Origin of the sequence: Arenimonas sp. (assembly GCF_047602345.1) — a bacterium.
Classification (GTDB): domain Bacteria; phylum Pseudomonadota; class Gammaproteobacteria; order Xanthomonadales; family Xanthomonadaceae; genus Arenimonas.
The window spans coordinates 24,996-47,802 of the sequence record NZ_JASGHN010000006.1 but is presented as its reverse complement, the minus strand read 5'-3'; the positions used below and the strand labels follow the sequence as shown (position 1 = coordinate 47,802).

General features: G+C 64.6%; 18 protein-coding genes and 1 pseudogene. 4 read left to right on the top strand and 15 right to left on the bottom strand.

Annotation, left to right across the window (positions count from 1 at the left end):
• Window positions 1–191: 191 nt before the first annotated feature.
• From QM707_RS04575 to QM707_RS04560, 4 genes are all read left to right on the top strand, one after another.
• Window positions 192–806: a TetR/AcrR family transcriptional regulator gene (locus QM707_RS04575; protein WP_415000686.1), complete on the top strand. Its 615-nt coding sequence runs from the start codon at window positions 192–194 to the stop codon at window positions 804–806.
• A 39-nt stretch (window positions 807–845) separates the two neighbouring features.
• Window positions 846–3,218, top strand: coding sequence for a 3-hydroxyacyl-CoA dehydrogenase/enoyl-CoA hydratase family protein (locus tag QM707_RS04570; RefSeq protein WP_415000685.1), 2,373 nt, complete (start codon window positions 846–848; stop codon window positions 3,216–3,218).
• Window positions 3,219–3,382: 164 nt separating this feature from the next.
• Window positions 3,383–4,582, top strand: a complete 1,200-nt coding sequence (locus tag QM707_RS04565; protein WP_415000684.1) for an acetyl-CoA C-acyltransferase — start codon at window positions 3,383–3,385, stop codon at window positions 4,580–4,582.
• 32 nt (window positions 4,583–4,614) lie between these two features.
• Window positions 4,615–5,325, top strand: a complete 711-nt coding sequence (locus QM707_RS04560) for a hypothetical protein (RefSeq protein WP_415000683.1) — start codon at window positions 4,615–4,617, stop codon at window positions 5,323–5,325.
• A gap of 3 nt (window positions 5,326–5,328) precedes the next feature.
• Here QM707_RS04560 and QM707_RS04555 read toward each other — a convergent pair whose 3' ends face one another.
• From QM707_RS04555 to QM707_RS04485, 15 genes and pseudogenes are all read right to left on the bottom strand, one after another.
• Complete coding sequence (locus QM707_RS04555) at window positions 5,329–6,636, bottom strand: NAD(P)/FAD-dependent oxidoreductase (protein ID WP_415000682.1); 1,308 nt, start codon at window positions 6,634–6,636, stop codon at window positions 5,329–5,331.
• A gap of 7 nt (window positions 6,637–6,643) precedes the next feature.
• Window positions 6,644–7,522 carry a UTP--glucose-1-phosphate uridylyltransferase GalU gene (gene galU, locus QM707_RS04550; RefSeq protein WP_415000681.1) on the bottom strand — a complete coding sequence of 293 codons (879 nt, stop codon included), beginning with the start codon at window positions 7,520–7,522 and terminating at the stop codon, window positions 6,644–6,646.
• A complete protein-coding gene (locus QM707_RS04545) occupies window positions 7,519–9,396 on the bottom strand; it encodes a polysaccharide biosynthesis protein (RefSeq protein ID WP_415000680.1) in 1,878 nt (625 codons plus the stop codon). Before QM707_RS04545 ends, galU begins: the two co-directional genes overlap by 4 nt.
• Entirely contained in the window at window positions 9,393–10,178 is a 786-nt protein-coding gene (locus QM707_RS04540) for a hypothetical protein (RefSeq protein WP_415000679.1), read from the bottom strand. Before QM707_RS04540 ends, QM707_RS04545 begins: the two co-directional genes overlap by 4 nt.
• Before the next feature lie 223 nt (window positions 10,179–10,401).
• Window positions 10,402–11,574, bottom strand: a complete 1,173-nt coding sequence (lapB, locus tag QM707_RS04535) for a lipopolysaccharide assembly protein LapB (RefSeq protein WP_415000678.1) — start codon at window positions 11,572–11,574, stop codon at window positions 10,402–10,404.
• Window positions 11,571–11,852 carry a lipopolysaccharide assembly protein LapA domain-containing protein gene (locus QM707_RS04530; RefSeq protein ID WP_415000677.1) on the bottom strand — a complete coding sequence of 94 codons (282 nt, stop codon included), beginning with the start codon at window positions 11,850–11,852 and terminating at the stop codon, window positions 11,571–11,573. Before QM707_RS04530 ends, lapB begins: the two co-directional genes overlap by 4 nt.
• Window positions 11,853–11,884: 32 nt before the next feature.
• Window positions 11,885–12,184, bottom strand: a complete 300-nt coding sequence (locus QM707_RS04525) for an integration host factor subunit beta (protein WP_415000676.1) — start codon at window positions 12,182–12,184, stop codon at window positions 11,885–11,887.
• Window positions 12,185–12,274: 90 nt separating this feature from the next.
• Window positions 12,275–13,957 (bottom strand): 30S ribosomal protein S1, encoded by a 1,683-nt coding sequence (gene rpsA / locus QM707_RS04520; RefSeq protein ID WP_415000675.1) that lies wholly within the window; start codon window positions 13,955–13,957, stop codon window positions 12,275–12,277.
• A 150-nt stretch (window positions 13,958–14,107) separates the two neighbouring features.
• A complete protein-coding gene (gene cmk, locus QM707_RS04515) occupies window positions 14,108–14,794 on the bottom strand; it encodes a (d)CMP kinase (RefSeq protein WP_415000674.1) in 687 nt (228 codons plus the stop codon).
• 22 nt (window positions 14,795–14,816) lie between these two features.
• Complete coding sequence (aroA, locus tag QM707_RS04510; RefSeq protein ID WP_415000673.1) at window positions 14,817–16,121, bottom strand: 3-phosphoshikimate 1-carboxyvinyltransferase; 1,305 nt, start codon at window positions 16,119–16,121, stop codon at window positions 14,817–14,819.
• Window positions 16,118–17,245 carry a histidinol-phosphate transaminase gene (gene hisC / locus QM707_RS04505; protein WP_415000672.1) on the bottom strand — a complete coding sequence of 376 codons (1,128 nt, stop codon included), beginning with the start codon at window positions 17,243–17,245 and terminating at the stop codon, window positions 16,118–16,120. The genes aroA and hisC overlap by 4 nt, the downstream gene beginning before the upstream one ends.
• A gap of 3 nt (window positions 17,246–17,248) precedes the next feature.
• A complete protein-coding gene (gene pheA, locus QM707_RS04500; protein ID WP_415000671.1) occupies window positions 17,249–18,415 on the bottom strand; it encodes a prephenate dehydratase in 1,167 nt (388 codons plus the stop codon).
• Between the two features lie 4 nt (window positions 18,416–18,419).
• The gene (gene serC / locus QM707_RS04495) at window positions 18,420–19,505 is read right to left on the bottom strand and encodes a 3-phosphoserine/phosphohydroxythreonine transaminase (protein WP_415000670.1); all 1,086 of its coding nucleotides are present in this window, start codon (window positions 19,503–19,505) and stop codon (window positions 18,420–18,422) included.
• Window positions 19,506–19,584: 79 nt separating this feature from the next.
• Window positions 19,585–21,009, bottom strand: a complete 1,425-nt coding sequence (locus QM707_RS04490; RefSeq protein ID WP_415000669.1) for a putative bifunctional diguanylate cyclase/phosphodiesterase — start codon at window positions 21,007–21,009, stop codon at window positions 19,585–19,587.
• A gap of 73 nt (window positions 21,010–21,082) precedes the next feature.
• Window positions 21,083–22,699, bottom strand: a pseudogene (locus tag QM707_RS04485) (PAS domain S-box protein); the annotation flags it as partial.
• Between the last annotated feature and the right edge of the window lie 108 nt (window positions 22,700–22,807).

Genomic DNA, 22,807 nt, shown 5'->3' with positions numbered 1-22,807 from the left:
GTGGGGAATGGGAAAGGCGGAAATTTAGCACGAATTCCTACAGGAAACACGGGCTTAGGGCGGGTTTTTCAATGAAATCCGTGATTGCGGCGATGCGGCCTGCCGATCCCCGCGACCCGCTCCCGCGATTGACCCAACGCCCGCTCCAAATTAGGATTGAAACATCCGTTTCAATCCTGCGCTGGCCCGCCATGACAAGCACGCATTTCAATACCAAGGACCGCATCCTCGGCGCTGCCGAAGAACTGTTCGCCCAGTACGGATTCGCCGGCACGTCCCTGCGCCAGGTGACCAGCCGCGCCGACGTCAACATCGCGGCGGTCAACTACCATTTCGGATCGAAGGAGAACCTCGTGAACGAGGTTTTCCGGCGCCGGATGGACGAGATGAGCGAACAGCGCCTGACGCGCCTTCGCGCCGCCCAGGAAGAATCGCCGGGCGAACTCGAACCGATACTGGCCGCCTTCATCCACCCTGCCCTGGCCCTGACGCTGGATCGGCACGGATCGGCCTTCGTCCGCGTCCTGGCGCGCGCTTATGCCGAGAAGAACGATCGCTTGCGCAAGTTCCTGTCCGACAACTACGGTCAGGTGCTGCGCGAATTCGCCAAAGCGCTGGCCCCTTGCCTTGAGGGGCTGGGCAAGGAAGAGCTGTACTGGCGCATGGACTTCATCGCGGGCGCGCTGACCTATGCCATGGCCGATTTCGGCCTGATCAAGCGCCCGGCCAGCATGAGCGAGCGGGCTTTCGCCGAGAAGACGGCGCAGAACCTGATCCGATTCGCGGCCGCCGGCCTTCGTGCCTGAAACGACGCATATATATTTTAAATCAATAGGTTGAAGTTCATGTCTAATGTAATTTCTATCAGGAAGGTCGCGGTGCTTGGCGCCGGCGTCATGGGCGCCCAGATCGCCGCTCATCTGGTCAATGCGAATGTGGACACCATCCTGTTCGACCTCGCGGCGAAGGAAGGCGACAAGAACGGCATCGTCAACAAGGCGATCGCGAACCTCGGCAAGCTCTCGCCCGCCCCGCTGGCAGCGAAGGACCGGGCAGCCGCCATCACGCCGGCGAACTACGACCAGCACCTGGAATGGCTGCAGGGCTGCGACCTGATCATCGAAGCCATCGCCGAACGCCTGGACTGGAAGAAGGATCTTTACGCGAAGATCCTGCCTCATGTCGCCCCACACGCGATCTTGGCATCGAATACTTCCGGCTTGTCTATCAATAGCTTGTCTGATGTTCTTGATGAATCGCTGCATCATCGTTTCTGCGGTGTGCACTTCTTCAACCCGCCGCGTTACATGCACCTGGCCGAACTGATTCCCTGCGCCAAGACCGATCGGGACGTGCTGGAGGGTCTGGAGACTTTCCTCGTAACCACCCTCGGCAAAGGCGTCGTCTATGCGAAGGACACGCCGAACTTCATCGGCAATCGCATCGGCGTTTTCTCGATCCTCTCGACCCTGCATCACACGGCCGCCTTCGGTCTGGGTTTCGACGAGGTCGATGCCCTGACGGGGCCGCTCATCGGCCGACCGAAGTCCGCCACCTATCGCACCTCCGATGTCGTCGGCCTGGACACTATGGCCCACGTCATCAAGACCATGGCCGATACCCTCCCGGACGACCCCTGGCACCGCTATTTCAAGGCGCCCGAATGGCTGCAGGGCCTGATCGCCAAGGGCGCGCTGGGACAGAAGACCGGCGCCGGCATCTTCCAGAAGCGCGGCAAGGACATCGTGGTCATCGATCTGGCCAAACAGGACTACCGCCCGGCAACCGGCGAAGCCGCGCCTGAAGTGATCGAAATCCTGAAGCTGAAGAACCCAGCCGAAAAATTCGGCAAGTTGCGAGCTTCCGCGCATCCGCAAGCGCAGTTCCTGTGGGCCTGCTTCCGTGATCTGTTCCATTACAGCGCCTTCCACCTGGCCTCGATCGCCGACAACGCCCGCGACGTCGATTTCGCCATTCGTTGGGGCTACGGTTGGAACCTGGGTCCATTCGAAACCTGGCAGGCCGCCGGCTGGCAGCAGGTCGCCGCCTGGATCAACGAAGACATCGCCGCGGGCAAGAGCATGTCCGATGCGCCCCTGCCCGCTTGGGCGACCGACGGCCACGAAGGCGTGCATTCGGCGGAAGGCTCGTTCGCTCCCTCGATCAATGGCCCGCGCCCACGTTCGTCGAACCCGGTCTATTCGCGCCAGCGCTTTCCGGACCCGGTGCTGGGAGAACGTTTCGCGCCTGGAGAAACGGTATTCGAGACCGATGCGGTGCGCCTGTGGCATGACGGCGACGGCATTGCGGTACTCAGCTTCAAGACCAAGATGCATACCGTCAGCGACGGCGTGCTCGACGGCATCCAGAAGGCGGTCGGCGTCGCCGAAAAACAGTTCAAGGGCTTGGTGATCTGGCAACCGAAGGAGCCCTTCTCCGCCGGTGCCGATCTGTCGGGTGCGCTGGCGTCGCTGCAGGCCGGCAAGTTGGCCGAGTTCGAGGCCATGGTCGCGAACTTCCAGGCAACCAGCCAGCGCATCAAATATTCGCTGGTTCCGGTCGTGGCGGCCGTGCGCGGGCTGGCGCTGGGTGGCGGCTGCGAATTCCAGATGCACTCGGCGCGCAGCGTGCTTGCGCTGGAAAGCTATATCGGCCTGGTCGAGGCCGGCGTCGGTCTGTTGCCGGCCGGCGGCGGACTGAAGGAGATCGCCACGCGCGTCGGATTGGCGGCGGGTGCAGGCGGCGATGTCTTCGCCGGCCTGAAGCCCTACTTCGAAGCGGTCGCGATGGGCAAGGTCTCCGCGTCCGCGCTGGAAGCCAAGGAACTGCGTCTGGCCCGCGATGGCGACATCGTCGTGTTCAATGCCTTTGAGCTGCTGTACGTCGCCAAGCAGCAGGCGCGCGCGATGGCCGAATCCGGCTATCGCCCGCCCCTGCCCGCGCGCCAGATCCCGGTCGCCGGCGACGTCGGCATCGCCACCTTCAAGATGATGCTGGTCAACATGCTGGAAGGCCGCTTCATCTCCGAACACGACATGGAAGTGTCGACGCGAATCGCGACCGTGCTCTGCGGCGGCAATGTCGACCGCGGCTCGCTGGTCGACGAGGAGTGGCTGCTGAGGCTCGAACGCGAGCATTTCGTGGCGCTGGCCCAGATGCCGAAGACGCAGGAACGCATCGCCTACATGCTGAAGAACGGCAAGCCGTTGCGGAACTAGTGGATGAAGAAGATTGGGCATCCTGCCGCAACTTCTTCGCTCAGGGCGAAAAGCGTGGTTTTCGCCCTGAGCCCCGTCGCCGTCGCATCCACAGCGACGCGCCGGCACATCCTTGTGCCGGAGGCTTCGGCCTTCGGCTATGAAAATTCGATTGGAGTGATGCAATGAGCAAGAAGCAAATCCAGGACGCTTACATCGTCGCCGCCACCCGCACGCCGGTCGGCAAGGCGCCGCGTGGCGTCTTCCGCAATACCCGCCCGGACGACATGCTCGCGTTCGCGCTGAAATCCGTCGTCGCGCAGGCGCCGGGCATCGATCTCGGCCGCATCGACGACGCGATCATCGGCTGCGCCATGCCCGAAGGCGAGCAAGGCATGAACGTCGCGCGCATCGGCGTGCTGCTGGCTGGCCTGCCCAATACCGTAGCCGCGCAGACGATCAATCGTTTCTGCTCTTCCGGCCTGCAAGCCGTCGCATTGGCGGCCGATCGCATTCGCCTTGGCGAAGCCGATCTGGTGCTGGCAGGCGGTACGGAATCGATGTCCATGGTGCCGATGATGGGCAACAAGGTCGCGATGAGCCCGCAGGTCTTCGAGAACGACCACGTGGCCATCGCCTACGGCATGGGCATCACGGCGGAAAAAGTCGCTGAAGAATGGAAGGTTTCCCGCGACGACCAGGACGCCTTCGCCCTCGCCTCGCACCAGAAGGCATTGGCGGCCATCGCCGGCGGCGAGTTCCGCGCGGAGATCAGCCCTTACGATGTTCGCTCGCACCAGCCGGTGATCGGGTCGAATACCGTGAAGCTGCGCGAGCTGCGTGTGGAGAACGACGAAGGCCCGCGTGCCGATACCAGCGCCGACGGCCTGGCCAAGTTGAAGCCCGTGTTCCGCATGGGCGGCAGCGTCACCGCCGGCAATTCCTCTCAAATGAGCGACGGCGCCGCCGGCGTGCTGCTGGCATCCGAGCAGGCGATCAAGGACTACGGCCTCACGCCGCTGGCGCGTTTCGTCGGCTTCTCCGTGGCTGGCGTTCGCCCGGAAGTGATGGGCATCGGTCCGATCGCAGCGATTCCGAAAGCGCTCAAGCAGGCTGGCCTGTCGCAGGACCAGCTCGACTGGATCGAACTCAACGAAGCCTTCGCCGCGCAGGCGCTGGCCGTCATCCGCACTTGCGGGTTGGATCCGGCGAAGGTGAATCCGCTGGGCGGCGCGATCGCGCTGGGTCATCCGCTGGGCGCGACCGGAGCCATCCGGACGGCGACCATCGTGCACGGCCTGCGTCGGCGCAAGCAGAAGTACGGCATGGTGACCATGTGCATCGGCACCGGCATGGGCGCCGCCGGCATTTTCGAAAGCCTCTGATCGGACCGCTGGAGCGGCTGGAGTACCGACGCATGGATTACGCGGAAATCTTTCGGCATCGCGGCCATCTCTACGACCAGGCCATGCGGGAATTCCCGCAGGTCCGTCGCGATGAGCTCGCCTTCGTCTTCAAGGCGAATGCGTTGGGCGGCCACGAGTCGGTGCTGGACGTCCCAGCCGGCGGTGGTTACCTGAAGCGCGTGCTGCCGGAGACGGTGGCGCTGACCGAATTGGAAATCTCCGACGGCTTCCAGGGCGACCCGCGCGTCGTTCCGACTTTCGGCCCCTGGAATGTCGGGCGTTTCGATCGTTGCGTCTGCCTCGCGGCTTCGCACCACATCACCGACAAGACGCGCTTCCTGCGCTTGCTGCGCGAGCATCTGCAGGACGATGGAATCCTGCACCTGGGCGACGTCGATGCCAGTTTGCCCCAGACCCGATTCCTCGACGGTTTCATCGGCCGCTACAACGGCACCGGGCACGACGGCATGTACCTGGACGATACGCTGCCACAGCTGGTCGGCGATGCCGGTCTGCGCGTCGTGCGCGACGAAATCCTCGACACCGAATGGCGCTTCGACGACGAAGCCTCCGGCCTGCGCTTCGTCGGACTGCTGTTCGGTATCCACGACTATCCGCGGGACGAACTGATCGACGAGATGCAGCGGCTGGGCTGGCAACGGGATGGGACTGGCTGGCTGCTGCCCTGGAAGCTGCGCTATGTCGACATGCGACGGGATTGAAGCCTAGGCTTCGCGCCAGGCCCGCCAGGCGTCCTTCGCTTCCAGCCACCAGTAGGTGAGCTGCGCGCCGACGAAACCAGCCGGCTTCAGCGCCGATACCAGGCCGTAGTCGGCGAACTCGCGCCAGCGGATGTCGCCCTCGGCTATCGCCGAAGCCAGGACCTCGCCCGCGAACGTGGTCGGCGCGACGCCATGGCCGCCAAAGGCCTGCGCCAGCCAAAGCCCATCTTCGACCTGACCGATCTGCGGCATCTCATGCCGTGCGTAGCTCATCAGCCCGGACCAGGCGTATTCGATTCCGATGTCATCCAGCGTCGGGAAGACCTTCAGCATGTCGCGGCGAAGCAGCCGGCGTACGGCTTCCGGCGATCTATCCAGCACCGAGATGCGCCCACCCCAAAGCAGCCGGTTGTCAGGCAAGGGCCGGTAGTAGTCGAACGCGAAACGCGTGTCGTAGATCGCTGCGCGCGTACGCAGGATGTCCCGCATTCGATCGCCGAGCGATTCGGTGACCATCACGTAGGTCGCGATCGGAAGCACGCCAGCGTCGACCTTGCGACGCAATCCGGCGAGATAGCCGCCGCAAGCCAGAACGACCTGTTTCGCATCGACCTCGCCATCCGGCGTCTTTACACGCCAGCCGGACGCGACGCGCTGCAAACCAATGGCCGGCGAGCGTTCGAACAGATCAACCCCCTGCCCGACCGCAGCGCGCGCAATGCCGTGGACATAGTCCAGCGGTTGGAAGTGCATGGCCTGGGCTTCGAACAGGGCGTCCGAGTAGCGCTCGCTGCGCACCAGCTCGCGGAACTCGGTGCGTGGGATGAAGGCGAGATCGCGCTCGAAATGCCGCTGCATCAGATCGCGACAATCGTGCAGTACCTGCGGATCGCGAAACCAGTTCGCCCAATACACGCCTGCATCGACATGCCGGCAATCGATGGCGTAGCGCCCGATTCGCGAGCGGATGAGTTCGATGCCTTCGATCGTGCCAGCGTACAGGCGCCGGGCGCGTTCGGCGCCCAACTCCCGCAGGAGATCGGCGGGGCTGCGGGAGAATCCACCGAAGACGAAGCCGCCGTTGCGCCCCGAAGCGCCATGCCCGAGGGAATGCGATTCCAGTACGACTACGCCACGAACGCCGCGTTCCGCCAGCCCTAGCGCAGTATTGAGCCCTGCGAAACCACCGCCGACGATACAGACTTCAGCCTCCCGCGTCCCGGCCAGCTCCGGGAACGCGCGTGCCGCCGTGGCCGTGGCGACATAGTAGTTCCGGCCCGAGGGGCCGGACGGCGTAGCCGGCCTCGTCACGGTCGGCTCAGGATTCGAGTGCGTTTCGCATGTAGGCGCGCGCCGGCTCGGCTAGATCGTCGTGATCGAGCGCGTACTGGATGGTGGCTTCGATCAGGCCAATGCGACTGCCGCAATCGAAACGGCGGCCTTCGAAGCGATATGCCAGGGCGCGTTCTTCCTGCAACAGGGCCGCGATGGCATCGGTCAGCTGGATCTCGCCGCCGGCGCCGGGTCGGGTCTTCTCAAGCAGGTCGAAAATGCGGCCGCTGAGCACGTAACGCCCGACCACGGCCAACGTAGTGGGCGCGACTTCGGGTTTCGGTTTCTCGACGATCGCCGAAATGCCGCCGTGGCGGCCGCTGAAATCGGAGGTCGCGACGATGCCGTAGCTGCCCGTCTGCTCGCGCGGCACGTCCTGTACCGAGATCACGCTGGCGCTTTCGCGCTCGGCCAATTCGGCCATCTGCTTCAGGGCGCCGGCGCCGCGGTTCCAGATGAGATCGTCCGGCAACAGCACGGCGAAAGGTTCGTTGCCGATGACCGGCTTCGCGCACAGCACCGCGTGGCCGAGACCCAGCGCTTCGGCCTGGGTAACGAACACGGCACGCACATGGCGGGGCAGCACGTCGCGGATCAGGGCCAGCAACTCGGACTTGCCCGACTTCTCCAGCTTCTGCTCGAGTTCGTAGGCCTTGTCGAAATAGTCCGCCACCGAATGCTTGTAGCGATTGGTGACGAAGACCATGGTGTCGCAACCGGCTTCTATCGCTTCGTCGACCGCGTACTGGATCAGCGGCTTGTCCACGACCGGCAACATTTCCTTCGGTACGGTCTTGGTGGCCGGCAGGAAGCGCGTGCCGAGACCGGCGACGGGGAAAACGGCCTTGCGAATGCGAAAACTCATATTTGTTGTCTGTTCTTTCGGCGGGCGGAGAGCGACACGATTTTATCCGCGGAGGTCCGGTAATCGCGAACGGTTTCGCTCAGGATGGCCAAGCATTCTGTATCCGGCTGCGGCGCCGCCAACAACTCGCGCAGACGTTGCAGCCCCCGCAGGGCCGCCGGAGCGTCCACCGGTCGCGGCTCCGCCCGCAGCACGCGCGGATTGGCTGTCCGCTGATAGCGCTCGTCCGGGTGAAAGACCACTTCGTGCAGCTTTTCGCCTGGCCGCAAACCGATGTAGTCGATCCTCACGTCGCGGCCGGGCTGCTTGCCGGCCAGGCGGATCATCTGTTCGGCGAGTTCCCGTATCGCGACCGGCCGGCCCATGTCCAGGGCGAGGACGCTGGCGGGCTGGCTGGCGATCGTCGCCGACTGCAGGATCAGCTGGCAGGCTTCCGGAATCGTCATGAAATAGCGCGAAACATCCGGATGCGTGACGGTGACCGGCCCGCCCGCGGCGATCTGCTGCCGGAACAAGGGAACCACGCTTCCAGCCGAATCGAGCACGTTTCCGAATCGCACGATCGCAAGACGCGTCCGGCTGCCCGCCAGCACCGCCTGGCAGACGATCTCTGCCCAGCGCTTGCTGGCACCGAGCACGCTGACCGGTTCGATGGCCTTGTCCGTGGAGATCAGCACGAAATCCGCCGTACCGGCCTCCCGGCAGGCGGCCGCGACGGCGGCGCTGGCGAGTACGTTGTTGCGCAGGGCCTCGCGCGGCTGCCCTTCGAGCATCGGCACCTGTTTGCAAGCGGCCGCGTGGAAAACGAAGTCGATGCTGGCCAGCGCCTCGCGATACGCCATGGTGTCGGCGCAGTCCGCCAGGATCGGCTGCAGTTCGAGTTCCGGAAACCTGCGGCCGATCTCGCTGGCGATCAGGTCCAACGACAACTCCGCGCGTTCGAGCAACAGGAGGCGGGCGACGCCAGCGCGTGCGCATTGCCGCGCCAGTTCCGATCCGATGGAGCCGCCGGCGCCGGTGATGAGCACGCTGCGACCACCGATGTTGTCGCGCAACAGCTCCCAATCGAACTTGACCGGTTCACGGCCCAGCAACTGCTCGATCGCCACTTCCCTCAATTCGATCTCATCGGCTTGCCAGTCGATCGCATCGGCCAGGCGCGAAACCGTGCGGAACGGCAGCCCGGTGTCCTCGCAGAGAGAAACCACGCGCTGCATTTGCGCGGCATCGGCGCTCGGCATGGCGATGACCAGCAGATTGGGAGCCGTTGCCTTGGCCACCGTCGCCAGATCGTCCATGGAACCGAGCACCGGCACGCCCTGCACTTCGGCGCCCTTCAAGCCGGGCCGGTCGTCGAGCAGTCCCACGGCCTGGTACGCGCCGTGGCTACGCAAATGCCTGAGCAGCAGTTCGCCCGCCTGGCCCGCTCCGAGAACCAGAATGCGCGGCGCGTCCTGCGCGTGTCGCGCCGACAGGCTGTAGTCCTTGCCGAAGCGATAAAGCAAGCGCGGCGAACCGAGCAGCAGGATCAACAGGAATGGATACGGAGCCAGTACGCGCCTGGGCACATCCGGCAACAGCCCGAACAGCAGCAGGCCGGGAATGATCAGCAGCAATCCGATCAGCGCCGCGCTCGCGATGTTCATCAGGTCGGGCATGCTGGCGAAGCGCCACAGGCCACGATACAGGCCGACGCGCCAGAACACGGCCGCCTGCACGAGGCAGGCCAGCAGCAGTTCCTGCTGCAGGGCCGCCGCCGGCGGTGCGCCGGCGAGTCCGGCCAGCCAGCGAAGCAGCAGCCACGTGGCAGCGACCATTGCAATGTCGTGGAACGCGACGAGCATTCGGGGCAGGCTGAGACGCAGCGAGTTCATGCCCTCGCCTCCCGATGGCGCGCCAGCGCGAGGATGCGCTTCCTGATCGAAACCTGCGCCGCCCACGAGGTCACGCCCAGCACGAGCACGATTGCCCACTGCTGCGGCACGGGAAGCGGCTGCATCGCCCAGGCCAAGGCCATCGCCAGCAGAGTCCAGGCGACGTACATCAGGCTGACGGACGCATGCGAGCGCCCCTGCCGAACGGCGTATTGATAGAGGTGCTCACGATGCGCTCTCCACAGGTTCCTGCCGCGCATGGCCCGCTGCAGCAAGGTGAATCCACCATCGAAGAGTATTCCGGAACACAGCACGAAAGCTTGCGGAGCGCTGAACTTCCCGGTGCGGACCGACAGGGCGAGACCGACGAAAATCGCGGCGCCGAGCAGGTAGCTGCCGGCATCGCCAAGAAACACGCGAGCCATGGGTAGATTGAAAGGCAGGAACCCGAGGCAAGCGCCAGCGAGGCAGGCGGCGGCCCATGCCAGTCCTGGATCGCCACCGGGCCAACAGGCCATGGCGGCGGCGATCAACAGGCTCTGCATCGCTACCAGGCCATTGATCCCATCCATGAAATTCCAAAGATTGACGTAGAGCAGGCAACCCATCGCCAACAAGGGCAGCGCCAACCAGGCCTCGACCGGCCATCCCTCGCGCAGGCCGAGTGCCAAAGGCAGCGCAGCCAGGCATTGCAGCAGGAGCTTGGCGACAGCCGAGGGACTGCGCAGATCGTCCCAGACGCCTATCGATGCGAACGCAAGTACGCTCAGGAGCGCGGCCAATGGGATCGAAGACGGTACTCCGGAGAGCCCGACGGCAGCGCCTGTTGCCAGGCCGATGCAAACTCCGGCGCCGCGCGGCGTAACCGCCGCATGCAGGCGTCGTCGTGCGGGGCTGTCATGGATGCCGTGACGCCGCGCGAACAGTATCCAGACCGGTATCAGCAATGCCGTACAAAGGCCGGCTAGCAAGGCGACGATCAACATGCGAAGTGACGGCCGGAGTTCAGTCGCCGACAGCGCTCAACAAGGGCTTGATCGTGCCCCACTGCTTGCAGCTCGGGCATTGCCAGTGGTGCGCCCTGGCGCCGAAGCCGCAGCGCTGGCAACGATAGCTGTTGGTGCGCACGACCAGCTGGTCGGTGATCTGTTTGAGCGTACGCAGGGACTCGTCGGCGTCGTTGCTCGGGTTCTCCAGGCTCAGGTCGATGAAGGCCGCTTCGCCGCGAACAGACGGCCGCTGCTGGAGCTGCTTGGCCAGGAACTGCTGAGCCGCGCCGACGTCCTCGTCGCGCTGGATCATTTGCGCCAGCGCCAGGACCGGAGAGATGCCCGGATAGTGTTCGATCATTTCCTGCAGGAAGCCGCGCGCCCGCGCCAGCTCGCCGCGGCGTTCATAACAGGCCAGCAGCGGCGCCATGATTTCGGGGAGATAGTCGATGTCGTGGCGCGCGACGCGCTCGAAGGCGCGGATGGCCGCCGCATCGTTGCCTTCCGACAACTCGAGCCGGCCTTCGATGACGCCGGCACGCACGCAATGGCTGTCGGCGGCATAAGCGTCGGCGATGCGCTGGCGCGCTCGTTCGTTGCGATTGTCCAGTCGGGCCCGCTCCGCCAGTTCGCAATGGAAATGGGCGATGACCCGCCCCATCGGTTCGCCTGACGTCTGCTCGTAACGCACCGCGTGTTCGATCGCCTTGTGCCAGTCGCGTTCGGCTTGGTAAATGGCGATCAGCTGCCGCAGGGCCTGCGGCGCATGCACGCCCATCTGCACGAGGTCGGTGAACAGGGTTTCGGCACGGTCCAGCAGACCGGCGCGCATGTAGTCCTCGCCCAGGGCCAGCACGGCACGCGTCTTCTGTTCTTCGCTCAGACCATTGCGTGCGACCAGGCTCTGGTGCAAACGAATCGCGCGATCGACCTCTCCGCGTCTGCGGAACAAATGGCCGAGCGCGAACTGTGTTTCGACCGTGTCCTTGTCGACCTCGGCGATCTGCAGGAATATCTCGATGGCCTTGTCCTGCTGCTCGTTCAGCAGGTAGTTCAGGCCGCGGAAATAGGTATTGGACAGGCGCGAAACGCGTGCGCCGCCCTTGATTTCCCCTCCCCGCCTTCCCGCCAGCCAACCGATCGCCGCTGCGGCCGGAATCAGCAACAGCCAGGCTGCATTGGTCATCATGACGGGGGGAAGTCCTTGTCGGTGATCGCGGCCTGTTGCCCGGTGGTCGAGACGCGATTGCGATGCATGCGGCGACGCAGCGGCCAGACGACACCTGCGGTCACAGCCAGACCGCCGATAGCGGCGCCGATCAGCAGCACGGTCAGCAAGGCGAAACCGAGCCGCATGTCGATGCTGCGAAAACCGAGATCGATCTGCACGGGCGCACGATTCAGCGCGCCGAAGACGACGCCGAAGAGCACGAACAGGAGGGCGATGAGGGAACGGAGCAGACGCATCGGCGAAGCTTAGCCGATCGGACTCGGGTTGCTCAGTCCTGACTGACGGAATTGCCGTCGTTGACGCGATCGCGCAGTTCCTTGCCGGGCTTGAAGTGCGGGACGTACTTGCCCGGAAGCGCGACGGAGTCGCCGGTCTTCGGATTGCGGCCGAGGCGCGGCGGGCGGAAATGCAGGGAAAAACTGCCGAACCCGCGGATCTCGATGCGATCGCCGCCCGACAGGGCATTGCTCATCATTTCCAGCAGGGTCTTCACCGCCATGTCCACGTCGTCGGCCTTCAGGTGGGCCTGCCGCCGGGAGAGGACTTCGATGAGTTCCGACTTGGTCATTGCTTGGCGGTCTCGCGAAGGGCGCGGACGGATCGGCTCCGTCCTGGGACAACGTGGCCCGGTCGTCCGGGCCACGTCGGTTTACCGGGCTTACTCGCCCTTGTTCAGTTGCTCGCGCAGCAGCGCGCCCAGACGGGTGGTGCCCATCGAGGCGTCCGAGGCCTTATTGACCTCGGCCAGGGTTTCGGCCAGCTCGGCCTCGTCCTTGGCGCGGATCGAGAGCTGCATCGTGCGGCCCTTGCGATCCATGCCGAGGTACTTGGCTTCGATGGCATCGCCCACCTTCAGGTACTGCGTCGCGTCTTCGACGCGCTCCTTGGCGATGTCGTTGGCCTTCACGTAACCCTCGATGCCGCCATCGACTTCGATGGTGGCGCCGCGGCTGTCGACTTCCTTCACGACGCCCTTGACGATCGCGCCCTTCTGCAGGGTGGCCATCGCGGTGCCGATCGGATCCTGCTCGAGCTGCTTGACGCCCAGGGAGATGCGCTCGCGCTCCGGATCGACGGCGAGAACGACGGCTTCCAGGGTGTCGCCCTTCTTGAAGTTGCGGACGATGTCTTCGCCGGTGGTGTTCCAGGAGATGTCGGACAGGTGCACGAGGCCATCGATGCCGCCGTCCAGGCCGATGAAGATGCCGAAATCGGTGATCGACTTGATCTGGCCCGACACCTTGTCGCCCTTCTTGAACATCGCGGCGAAGGCTTCCCACGGGTTGGACACGCACTGCTTGATGCCCAGCGAAATGCGGCGACGCTCGGCGTCGACGTCCAGGACCATCACCTCGACCTCGTCGCCCAACTGGACGACCTTGGACGGATTGACGTTCTTGTTGGTCCAGTCCATCTCGGAGACGTGCACGAGGCCTTCCACGCCGGCTTCGATCTCGACGAACGCGCCGTAATCGGTGACGTTCGAGACCTTGCCGAGCAGGCGGGCGCCGGTCGGATAACGACGGGCGATGTTGTCCCACGGATCCTCGCCCAGCTGCTTGAGGCCCAGCGAAACGCGGTTGCGCTCGCGGTCGTACTTCAGCACGCGGACCTTGAGTTCGTCGCCGACGTTGACCACTTCGGACGGATGACGCACGCGCTTCCAGGCCATGTCGGTGATGTGCAGCAGGCCGTCGATGCCGCCGAGGTCGACGAACGCACCGTAATCGGTGAGGTTCTTGACGACGCCGGTGACGATCGCGCCTTCCTGCAGGCGTTCGAGCAGCTGCTCGCGTTCGGCGCTGTTCTCGCTCTCGACCACCGCACGGCGGGAGACGACGACGTTATTGCGCTTGCGGTCGAGCTTGATGATCTTGAACTCGAGTTCCTTGCCTTCCAGGTAACCCGGATCGCGCACGGGGCGCACGTCGACCAGCGAACCCGGCAGGAACGCGCGGACGTCGCGGATGTCGACGGTGAAGCCGCCCTTGACCTTGCCGCTGATGCGGCCGGTGACGATCTCGCCGGCTTCCATCGAGCTTTCCAGCTCGTCCCACACCATGGCGCGCTTGGCTTTCTCGCGCGACAGCACCGTCTCGCCGAAGCCGTTTTCCAGGGAGTCCAACGCCACCTTGACGGTGTCGCCGACGGCGACTTCGAGCTCGCCCTGCTCGTTGCGGAACTGTTCGATGGGAACGATGCCCTCGGACTTCAGGCCGGCGTTGATGACGACGACGTCGGCACGGACTTCGACGACGGTGCCGGAAACGATGGCGCCGGGCTTCAGCTTGGCGATAGCAGCCTGGCTTTGTTCGAACAGTTCAGCGAATGATTCGGTCATGTTGATTGTCTCGGTTGAACATACGGGACGCGGATTCGAACCGCGGCCCACCTGTTGTGCGCTTGCGCGCGTGGTTGAACCGCACCGGACGGCGCGGGACTGGATCTGCTTTCGGAAATCGCACCGGGCGGTGCGATGGGGAAACGGCGGCTAGCGGCGCCGCAGGGAATCCGGCAGCACCGCAAGCACGCGTTCGATCACCTCGGTGATCGGCATGCCGGTGGAGTCCAGGATCACCGCATCATTCGCGGGTTTCAGGGGCGCCACGGCACGTCCGGCATCGCGCTCGTCGCGAGCGGCGATTTCGTGCAGCAGACTGTCAAGATTAACGGAAACCCCTTTTTCTTTCAACTGCTTATGTCGCCTTTTCGCCCTTTCCTCGGCGCTGGCGGTCAAAAACACCTTGTAGGGGGCGTCGGGGAAGATGACGGTCCCCATGTCCCGCCCGTCGGCTACCAACCCCGGAGCCTGGCGAAACCGGTGCTGCAGGTCGACCAGGGCAGCCCGCACGGGAGGGTGCGCGGCGATGGCCGAGGCGGCGGCCCCCGCAGTTTCCATGCGCAACTGGTGGGTCGCGTCCTTGCCGTTGACGATGACCCGGGGCTCGCCAGCCTCATCGTTCTCGAAACGGATCTCGGTGCGCGCCGCGCAGGCGGCGACCGCGTCGGCGTCGCTGAGGTCGATACTCTCCCAGGCGGCCGCCAAGCCAACGGCCCGGTAGATGGCTCCAGAATCCAGGTAGTTCCAGCCCAAACGCTCGGCAACGGCCCGGCTGATGGTCCCTTTTCCGGAGCCCGAAGGGCCGTCGATCGTGAGTATCGGGATGGACTTGGGCATGGCGGAAGTCTATCCGATGGGCTCAGGCCAACCGAAGTCCGAAACCGCAATCCCGGGCGAGTTCCGCGAAGCCCGGAAACGATGTGGCGACATTGGCGCAGTCGCCTATTCGTACTTCAGCGTCCGCGACTTGGGCCGCGACGGCCAACGCCATCGCGATCCGGTGATCGCCGGCGCTTTCGGTTTCGCCACCGCGCAGCCGTCCGCCGCGAATCAACGCCCCATCCGGGCGCTCGTCGATCTGAGCTCCCAGCGCCCTCAAGCCTCGGCTCATCACGGCGATGCGATCGGACTCCTTGACCCTCAGTTCGGCCGCGCCCGTGACCAGCGTTTCGCCCTTCGCCAGTGAAGCGGCTGCGAACAAGGCGGGAAATTCGTCGATCATGTCCGGAACCAGACGCTCCGGAACATGGATACCCTGCAAGGGCGCGTACCGGACCCGCAAGTCCGCCACCGGTTCGCCGCCCTGCTCGGTGCGTGCTTCTTCGGTGATGTCCGCTCCCATCAGGCGCAGCGCTTCAAGCAGGCCAGTGCGCCGCGGATTCATGCCCACTTTCCGGATCAGCAGGTCCGAGCCGGGAACAAGACTGGCCGCTACCAGGAAGAAGGCTGCCGAAGAGAAATCGCTAGGCACATCGACGTCCGTGCCCTTCAAAGCGAATCCCCCCAGCATGGCCGCCTCGCCGGGCCGAAACGCTATTGGACTGCCGAAGGCCGCCAGCATGCGTTCGGTGTAATCGCGCGTCGGGTGGGGCTCGTGCACATGCGTTTCGCCCTGGGCATAGAGGCCCGCCAGCAGGAGCGCAGACTTCACTTGGGCACTCGCCACAGGTATTTTATAATCAATACCTTGGAGATTATTCTTAATGTTTATTCTAATAGGAGCGGTGCCATCGCCGCTCGCTTCGATACGAGCCCCCATACGCTCCAGCGGCTCGATGACGCGCCGCATGGGCCGTCGCGACAGGGATTCGTCCCCCACCAGCACGGATTCGAACGCTTGCCCCGCCAACAGTCCTGTCAACAGGCGCATGGCCGTGCCGGCGTTTCCGCAATCCAACGCTTCATCGCTGCCCTGCAGCCCGTGCAATCCGACGCCATGCACGATGCGCTCGTGTTCGCTCGGCTGTTCGATACGCACGCCCAGCTGCGCGAAGATGCGCGCGGTCGCACGCGTATCTTCGCCTTCCAGGAACCCGTGGATGTGTGAGCTGCCTTCCGCGATGGCGCCCAGCATGATGGCCCGATGCGAAATCGACTTGTCGCCGGGGACACGAATCTCGCCGCGCAGCGCTCCGGCCGGGCCGGCCAACCAATCCAGGCTCATGCCAGGATCTCGTCCAGCGCCAACATCAGCCGGCGGTTTTCGTCGATATTGCCCACGGTGATTCGCAGGCAAGTCGGCAGACCGTAGCCTCCCATCGGTCGCGGAACCACCTTGCGTTCCACCAGGGCCGCTTCGATCGATCGCGCGTCGCGACCGAAATCGACGAGCAGGAAGTTGGTCTGCGAATCGGCGACGAACAAGCCTCGCTCGCGCAGTCGCTCGGCCAACAGCAGGCGCGCCTCGGCGTTCTGATCGCGAACCCAGTCGATATGGTCCTGGTCGTAGATCGCCGCACCGGCAGCGGCCAGCGCCGGCAGATTGACGTTGAACGACTCGCGTACGCGTTCCATCACCGCAACCAGCTCCGGATGCGCGGCGATGAAGCCCAGGCGCAGGCCGGCCAGACCGTAGGCCTTGGAGAAAGTGCGGGCGACGATGAGGTTCGGATGGGCATCCAGCAATCGCGTCGCCGAGGGCAGCGCCGGATCGGTCACATACTCGTGGTAGGCCTCGTCCACCACCACCAGCGTTCCCGTGGGCACGTCGGAAAGGAAAGCGGCGAGTTCGCCCGAGGAGAACCACGTCCCGGTGGGATTGTTCGGGTTCGCCAGATAGACGATACGCGTGCGATACGACACCAGGCGCCGGATCGCCTCCAGATCGTGGCCACGCGGCATGGCGTGTTCGCGCGGGAACGCCGGTGCCACGCAGAGCTGCGCGCCGGCCGCCTGGGTCGCCAAGGCGTAAACGGCGAATCCATACTGCGAAACCACGACATCGTTGCCGGGCCCGGCGAAGACCTGCGCGATCATCATCAGCAACTCGTGCGAGCCGTTGCCAAGCATGATCTGGTCGGTGCCCAAACCGTGGCAGGACGCGATCGCCAGCTTCAGGTCGCCGCCCATCGGATCCGGGTAACGGTGCAGTTCGTGCAGGCACTCGAGCATGGCCTCGCGCGCACGCGGGCTGGGGCCCAGCGAGTTCTCGTTCGAGCCCAGCTCCACCAGGAACTGACCGCCCTCTTGCGCCTGGCGCCGCAGCGCCACGAGATCAAGCCCCGGATCGTAGGCCTTCAGGCCCTTGATGCCGGGCTGCGCCAGCGAATGAAAATCGGGCTTGGACATGCTCTAGAGAAGCGCGACGGGATAGGAGCCGAGGACCTTGACCATCGCCGCATAGTCCCCCAGTTCCGACAGCGCCTGCTTCACCGGTCCTTCGTCGACGTGGCCAGCGACATCGATGAAGAACGCATACTGCCAGCGACCGGTATGGGCCGGACGGGATTCGATGCGGTTCATGCTGATGCCGTATTTCGCGAACGGGCTCAGCACACCGAACAGGGCGCCAGGTTTGTCGTGCACGAAGACGAGCAACGAGGTGCGGTCGTGTCCACTTGGCGAAAACAGCTCGCGACCGATGACGAGGAAGCGCGTCGTATTGTCCGGTCTATCCTCGATCGGCCCGGCGACGATCTTCAGGCCATAGACATGGCCGGCGGATACGCCGGCGATGGCGGCGGCATCATCGGCGTTGCGCGCGCGGCGCGCCGCTTCCGCGTTGCTGGCGACCGGGATCTTTTCCGCCTTCGGCAAGTGCTGGCGCAGCCAGGCCTTGCACTGCGCGAGGGACATCGGATGCGAATAGACGCGCTCGATCTCGTCCAGACGACCGGTGCGGGAAAGCAAGTGCTGGTGCACCCGCAACTCCACTTCGCCGCAGATCTTCAGCTGTGAGGTCAGGAACATGTCGAGGGTGGACTGGATGGTGCCCTGCCCCGAGTTCTCCACCGGGACGACGCCGAAATCGGCATGCCCGGCTTCGACCTCCTGGAACACTTCCTCGATGCTCGACAGCGGCAAGCCATGGGCGGAATGGCCGAAATGCTTGGCCACCGCCTGTTGCGAGAACGTTCCTTCCGGCCCGAGGTAACCGATCTTCAAAGGTTCCTGCTGGGCAAGGCAGGCCGACATGATTTCGCGGAAAAGACGCAGCAGGACCTCGTCGCTCAAGGGCCCTGAGTTGCGATCGAGCACCTGGCGCAAGACCTGCGCCTCGCGTTCCGGACGATAGTAGTCGACGGCCGCCTTGAGCTTGCCCTTGGCCTTGCCCACTTGTTGCGCCCAGCGCGCACGTTCGGCGATCAGCCCCTGTATCTGCTGGTCGATGCCGTCGATGCGCTGTCGCACTTCCGACAGCACAGGCGCGGCAGGCGCGGACTCCGGCATCGGCACGGGCTTCTTCTTGACGGGCCTGCTCTTTCCGCGAGCAGGCTTCCTATTGCGCGTATCGGCCATGGCCCTATCCGTTCCTGCGGGCGAAATCGCCCATGAAGTCGACCAATGCGTTCACGCCCGCCACCGGCATGGCGTTGTAGATCGAAGCGCGCATGCCGCCGAGTGCACGATGTCCTTTCAGTCCGAGCAGGCCCGCTGCTTCGGCTTCCTTCAGGAAAGGCTTGTCCAGCGCGGCGTCGGGCAGGAAGAAGGGAACGTTCATCCAGGAGCGGCAATCCGGACGGACTTCGTTGCGATAGAAGCCGCCCGAGCCGTCGATGCTTCCGTACAGCAGATTGGCCTTTTCGCGATTCTGCGCCTCCATCGCCACGGCGCCGCCGTTCGCCTTCAGCCACTTGAAGACCAGCCCGGCGATGTACCAGCTCAGCGTTGCGGGCGTATTGAACATGGAATCGTTCTTCGCCTGGTTCTGCAGTTCGAAGATCGGCGGCAGGTTGCGGCCATGGCGACCGAGCAGATCCTTGCGCACGATGACGATGACCAGGCCGGAAGGGCCGAGGTTCTTCTGCGCACCGCCATACAACACACCGAAGCGGCGCACGTCCATCGGACGCGACAGGATGTTGGAGGAAACATCCGCCACCAGCGGTACGTCGCCGACGTCGGGAATATCGTGGAATTCGACGCCGTGAATGGTTTCGTTGGGCGTGTAGTGCACGTACGCGGCCCCGGGCGTCAGCTGCCAGTCGTTGCGATCCGGCAGCGACGTGTAGCCGCCCTCCTTGCTGCTGGCGGCGATGTTCGCGTGCAGCAGCGGCTTGGCGTTCTCCAGCGCCTTCTCGCCCCAGTGCCCGGTAAGCACATAGTCGGCGCTGGCATCCGGGCCCGCCAGATTCATCGGCAGCAAGGCCGCCAGCGTAGTCGCGCCACCCTGCAGGAAGAGCACGGCATACTCGTCGGGAATCGCCATCAGTTCGCGCAGGTCGCGTTCGGCTTCCGCCGCGCAATCGATGAAGGCCTGTCCGCGATGGCTGACTTCCATCACCGAAGCGCGCTCGCTTTTCCATTCCAGCATCTCTTCCCGGACCTGGCGCAAAACGGGTTCGGGCAGCGCGGCGGGGCCGGCGCTGAAATTGAAAGCACGGGACATAGACACCTCGACAGAATCGTAAGCAGGCTAACACGACGACCATCGTCGTCGCAGATGTTCCAAGTCTGTGCGAACGGCTCTAGAGTCGAAGCTCGAAATCCGCCGCGGGCAACGGACGGGCGAACAGATAGCCCTGCCCATAAAGGCAGCCGGACTCCCGCAACATGTCCCGCTGCGCTTCCGTTTCTATGCCCTCGGCCGTCAGCAGCAGGCCGAGGTCCTGCCCGAAGTTGATGACCGTGCGGACGATGGCGCGGTGGCGAGGATTGCTGGCGAGGTCGCGCACGAAAATCTGGTCGACTTTGAGGGCATCGAAGGGCGATGCCGCGAATGATTCGAGCGACGAATAGCCGGTACCGAAATCGTCGACCGCCAAACCGACGCCCAGCGCCTTCAGCGCGCTGAGCTGGGCCTGGGCATGCCCGCGCCCGGAGCGGAACACCGTTTCGGTCACCTCCAGGCGCAGACGGGACGCCGGCAGGGAATGGGACTGCAGGAGGTGGAAGACGTCCTCGACCAATTCGGGCGAGGCGATCTGCTTCTCGTCCACGTTGACGTTGATCACCAGATCCTCCGCACTGCCGGGAAAACGCCGGCGCCAATCCGCGAGTTGCCGGCAGGCTTCGCGCAGCACCCAACTGTCGAGATCGCTGATCAGTCCCGTCTCCTCGGCCATGGGCAGGAACTCGCCGGGTGCGATCAGTCCGCGTTTCGGATGCTGCCAACGGACCAGGGCCTCGGCGCCCATCAAGCGACCGCTTTCGAGTTCGACGATCGGCTGGTAGTGCAACAGGAACTCCCCGCGCTCGAAGGCGAGGCGGAAATCGGTTTCCATCTGCAGGCGCGAACGTGCTTCCGCATGCATGGTCTCGTCGAACACGACGTAGCCCGACTTGCCTGCGGCTTTCGCCCGGTACATGGCGGTATCGGCGTCGCGCAGGACCTGGTCGGGGGAATCGTAGTCCGAACGCCCGAGCACGATACCGAGGCTGGCGGCGGAGAAAACCTGCTGCCCCGCGACGTCGAAGGGCTCCTCGAACAGGCGCAACACGCGCCTCGCGGTGCTGACGGCACGCTCGTAGTCGCAGGGACCTTCGGGCAGCAGGGTGAACTCGTCGCCGCCGTACCTGGCGATCAAGACGTCGCTGACCAGTTCGTTCTCCAGCCGACGGGCGATTTCCAGGAGGAGGCGATCGCCCGCGCTGTGGCCCAGGCTGTCGTTCACCCACTTGAATCCGTCCAGATCGAGGAAGATCACCGAATAAGGTTCGGCGGCGCTGCCTTCCGGAGGCGCCAGGCGGTCCGCCAACTTGCGGTTGAACAAGGCACGGTTCGGGAGACCGGTCAGCGGGTCGTGCGTGGCATGGAAGCGCAGGCGGGATTCGGCCTCGCGTTGGCGCGTGATGTCCAGGATCGTGCCGGTTGTGTGGCGGACGCCATCGATCTCGATGGCCAGCATGTTGACGCGCACGTAGACGCGCTGGCCGTTGCGATGCAGGAACACGGTCTCGTGTTCGCGCGGGATGTCGCCGGTTTCCCGCAGGTGGGCATGCAGTTCCGCCGTCTTCTTGCAGGACCTCGGGCGCCAGCAGGTCCGTGTACGGCCGGCCGACGAGTTCGGCTTCGGTGTAGCCCACCATGCTCGCGAGGGCCCGGTTCACATAGTCCAGCCGACTGCGGCTGGACAAATAGACGCCGACGCTGCTGTGCTCCACCAAGGTGCGATAGCGGCTCTCGGAGCGCTGCAGCGCCTGGCGCATGCGGTGTTGTTCGTCGACGTCGAGCGCGGAACCGGTGAAGGAAAGCGGTCGGCCCTGTTCGTCGCGGTCCACCCGAACGCTGGCGCTGACCCAGCGCGTTCCGCCACCGCGCATGCGCACCTGCAGTTCGTGCTGGCTGAAACTGCCATCCACGAGCGCACGCTGGACCAGCACATCCCGTTCGCTGGGATCCGCGTAGATCTCCATCATGCTGCCCACTTCGGCGCGCACGGTCGCGACGTCGGGATAGCCGAGCATGCGCGCCATCACCAGGTTGAGTTCGATGACGCTGCCATCCAGAGCGCTGCGGAACAATCCGGCCGGCGAGTCGTTGAAGAGTTCGCGGTAACGGCGTTCCGCTTCTTCGGTCGCCCGCTGGCGCTGACGCTCGACGGTGACGTCGCGCAGCGTACCGGTGGAGGCGATGTCGTCCTCGAAATCGACAGCGTCGGCGCGCACTTCGCAAAGGATGCGCACGCCGTCCTTGCGCACCATGCGTATCTCGAAACGCTGCAGGTCGCGCGAACCCTCTTCCCTGGCTTCCCGCCGCCCTTGCTGCGCGGCCTGATCGCCAGGATCGACCAGACTCAGATAGTCCATGCCGCTGAGTTCGTCGCCGTCGTAGCCGAGCATCTCGGTCAGCGCCCGGTTGGCGAAGCGCACCTTGCCGCGTTGAACGAGAAAAACGCCGTCGCGGCTATTGTTCAGCAAGGTGCGATACAGGCCCTGGGTCTGGGTCAGGGCATGTTCGGCCTCGACCTGCGAGGTGATGTCTTCCATCGAACCTTCGTAGAACTGCGCCACGCCCTCACGATCGTTGACCAGCCGGGAGTTCTCGCTGACCCAGATCAGGCTACCGTCCCGGCGCCGCACCTGGGCCCGGTGCTGTTGCAGGCGCCCCGTCTCGCGCAACTCCCGATAGATGCGATCGGCCGCGTCGGGGTCGGCATAGAGGTTGCGCGCGCTGGTGCTGAAGGCCAGGACGGCCTCGGCCGGCGATTCGTAGCCCAGCATGCGCGCGAAGGCGGGATTCACATCCAGCAGGCCTCCCCCTGGCAGGCTCCTGTAGATTCCCTGCGTGGCTTCGTAGAACAACTGACGATAGACGCTGTCGATCTGGTCGCTCAGCCCTTTGCCGGATTCCAGGGCCATGTCCTGCAGCAGGCAGAACAGGCGCGGGCCTTCCGGCGTGGAGAGCATCTCCACGTTGAGTACGCCCTGCCGCGTCGTCCCGTCCGCACAACGGAACGGCGCTGGCCAGCCAACGATGCGCCGGGCTGCGCGAAGGTTGTCCCAGAGTTCGGCCCGGAAATGCGGGTCCGGCCACAGGCCGATCTCGACCGGCACCTTGCCGATCACGTCTTCACGACGGTAGCCGGTGATACGCTCGAAAGCGTCGTTCACATCGACAAAACGCCCGTCGTCCGCGTTCATCAAGGCGACGATGCTTTCCGACGATGCGAAGGCCCCGAGCAAGCGCATCCTTTTCCCTTGATAGCGCCTCTATGGATTCAGGATAACCGCCCGCGCCTTCGAGCGCCT

Coding starts and splice junctions, on each gene's coding strand:
- QM707_RS04575 (WP_415000686.1), top strand. CDS start 192: ATGACAAGCACGCATTTCAATACCAAGGACCGCATCCTCGGCGCTGCC.
- QM707_RS04570 (WP_415000685.1), top strand. CDS start 846: ATGTCTAATGTAATTTCTATCAGGAAGGTCGCGGTGCTTGGCGCCGGC.
- QM707_RS04565 (WP_415000684.1), top strand. CDS start 3,383: ATGAGCAAGAAGCAAATCCAGGACGCTTACATCGTCGCCGCCACCCGC.
- QM707_RS04560 (WP_415000683.1), top strand. CDS start 4,615: ATGGATTACGCGGAAATCTTTCGGCATCGCGGCCATCTCTACGACCAG.
- galU (WP_415000681.1), bottom strand. CDS start 7,522: ATGAGTTTTCGCATTCGCAAGGCCGTTTTCCCCGTCGCCGGTCTCGGC.
- QM707_RS04545 (WP_415000680.1), bottom strand. CDS start 9,396: ATGAACTCGCTGCGTCTCAGCCTGCCCCGAATGCTCGTCGCGTTCCAC.
- lapB (WP_415000678.1), bottom strand. CDS start 11,574: ATGATGACCAATGCAGCCTGGCTGTTGCTGATTCCGGCCGCAGCGGCG.
- QM707_RS04530 (WP_415000677.1), bottom strand. CDS start 11,852: ATGCGTCTGCTCCGTTCCCTCATCGCCCTCCTGTTCGTGCTCTTCGGC.
- QM707_RS04525 (WP_415000676.1), bottom strand. CDS start 12,184: ATGACCAAGTCGGAACTCATCGAAGTCCTCTCCCGGCGGCAGGCCCAC.
- rpsA (WP_415000675.1), bottom strand. CDS start 13,957: ATGACCGAATCATTCGCTGAACTGTTCGAACAAAGCCAGGCTGCTATC.
- cmk (WP_415000674.1), bottom strand. CDS start 14,794: ATGCCCAAGTCCATCCCGATACTCACGATCGACGGCCCTTCGGGCTCC.
- aroA (WP_415000673.1), bottom strand. CDS start 16,121: ATGAGCCTGGATTGGTTGGCCGGCCCGGCCGGAGCGCTGCGCGGCGAG.
- hisC (WP_415000672.1), bottom strand. CDS start 17,245: ATGTCCAAGCCCGATTTTCATTCGCTGGCGCAGCCCGGCATCAAGGGC.
- pheA (WP_415000671.1), bottom strand. CDS start 18,415: ATGGCCGATACGCGCAATAGGAAGCCTGCTCGCGGAAAGAGCAGGCCC.
- serC (WP_415000670.1), bottom strand. CDS start 19,505: ATGTCCCGTGCTTTCAATTTCAGCGCCGGCCCCGCCGCGCTGCCCGAA.